The organism is uncultured Acetatifactor sp. (assembly GCF_948601915.1).
GTDB lineage: Bacteria > Bacillota > Clostridia > Lachnospirales > Lachnospiraceae > Acetatifactor.
Genome location: NZ_CAPDXS010000034.1, coordinates 37,057 through 38,619 on the forward strand (window position 1 = coordinate 37,057; position 1,563 = coordinate 38,619).

The 1,563-nt window shown below is 57.0% G+C and carries 2 protein-coding genes (1 of these 2 only partly in view); both read left to right on the top strand.

Annotated elements, in window-relative coordinates; translation table 11 throughout:
* On the top strand, positions 1–237 hold the 3' end of the coding sequence (locus Q2B33_RS07945; protein ID WP_300913942.1) for a glycoside hydrolase family 2 TIM barrel-domain containing protein. It extends 1,989 nt beyond the left edge of the window; only the last 237 of its 2,226 coding nucleotides appear in the window; the start codon falls outside the window, past its left edge; it ends in the stop codon at positions 235–237.
* A 114-nt stretch (positions 238–351) separates the two neighbouring features.
* Positions 352–1,563: family 43 glycosylhydrolase (locus tag Q2B33_RS07950; protein WP_300913943.1), on the top strand; the 1,212-nt coding region annotated here is incomplete at its 3' end.

Sequence of the window (1,563 nt, forward strand, 5' to 3'; positions counted from 1 at the left end):
CTGGAGGCGGTTGCCAGGCTGCCGGAGGGAAGGGCGCTGGTGGATGAGATGGTGAATATCGCCAGGGCCGCCCGGGGGGACGTGGCGAAGAGCGTAAAGCGGACTCCCGAGATGGAGGCCATGCTGCTTCGGAACACCTTTATCAAGTTCTTCAAGATGGCCGGGGGCGCCATCACGCCGGAGATGGTGGTGGAGATCAACCGGAAGCTGACGAAGATGAAGAAACCGGAAGAATGAGATGAAAAATGGGAAAGGACTGGTGATATCTTGTTTTATCATATTGATATGCGTATTGGGGAAATTCTTGACAACGAGCGGACGGCAGCCGTTTTCGACCGATTTCTGCCGGGGATGAGGGCAAGGGTGGCGCAGTCCGCCGCCAGGGGCATGTCGGTCCGGAAGCTGGCCGAGTATGCGAAAGGCGCAATCTCGGAGAGCAGCCTGGAAGCCATGGACGCGGAGCTGGGAAACATCCCCTATGAAGAGGAGAGCATGGAACAAATGACAGAGGCGCTGAAAAGCCAGCCTCTGACCAAAGCGGCGGCCGAGCAGATCCCGGCGCAGAGGCAGACGGCTATCTACCCGGGCAGGGTATGGAGGGACACGGACGGCAGAAGAATCCAGGCCCACGGAGGCGCACTGTTCTATGAAGACGGCATCTATTACTGGTATGGGGAAAACAAGGACCGAACGGACGGCGTGTGCGGTATCTGGACCTGGGGAATCCGCGCCTACGCGTCGGAGGACCTGTATAACTGGGAGGACAAGGGGCTGATCATCGAGCCGGATCTGACAAATCCCCGGTCAAACCTTTATCCTTCTGCCTGTGTGGACCGTCCTCATATCCTGAAGTGCCCGAAGACGGGGAAATATGTCTGCTGGATAAAGCTTTCCGGCGAAAAGTCCTGTTTCGTCCTTCTGCAGGCGGAGAGATTCCTGGGTCCCTATGAGGTGGCGGTAGAAAATTACCGTCCTTTCGGGAAAGAGGTGGGCGATTTTGACCTCGTAAAAGAGGAGGAAAGCGGGAAGGCATATCTGTTCATGGACGCGGACCATGATGGGATTCTCGGCATGGAATTGTCGGATGATTTTCTGCGGGCGGAAAGGGAGGTTTCCGGACAGTATATGGGCCTGCACGCGCCCTTCTGCAGGGAGGCGGTGGCCCTCTTTGAGCGAAACGGCAGGAAATACATGCTGACCAGCGGAATGAGCGGATATATCCCGAATAAAAGCGACGCCGCCGTCTCGGGCAGCTGGCGGGACAGCTTTGTGAGCATCGGCAATCCGCATCCCCGGGACGAAACCAACTCTTCCTACAACAGCCAGATTTCCCAGGTATTCAAGGTACCGGGCAAAAAGGACTTGTATATTTCCATCGCGGACCGCTGGGTTCCGGGGTACCCGGTGGACGCAAAAAGAGCCGACATGATAGAGCGCTCCATTGCCTCCCACTTTGAGCCGGATCGATACAGGGTAAGTCCGGAGGAGAAAAAGGCATTGGCAGAGAGCCCCATGCTGGCCAGCGCGGATACTTCCATTGCCGATTATGTATGGCTGCCCCTG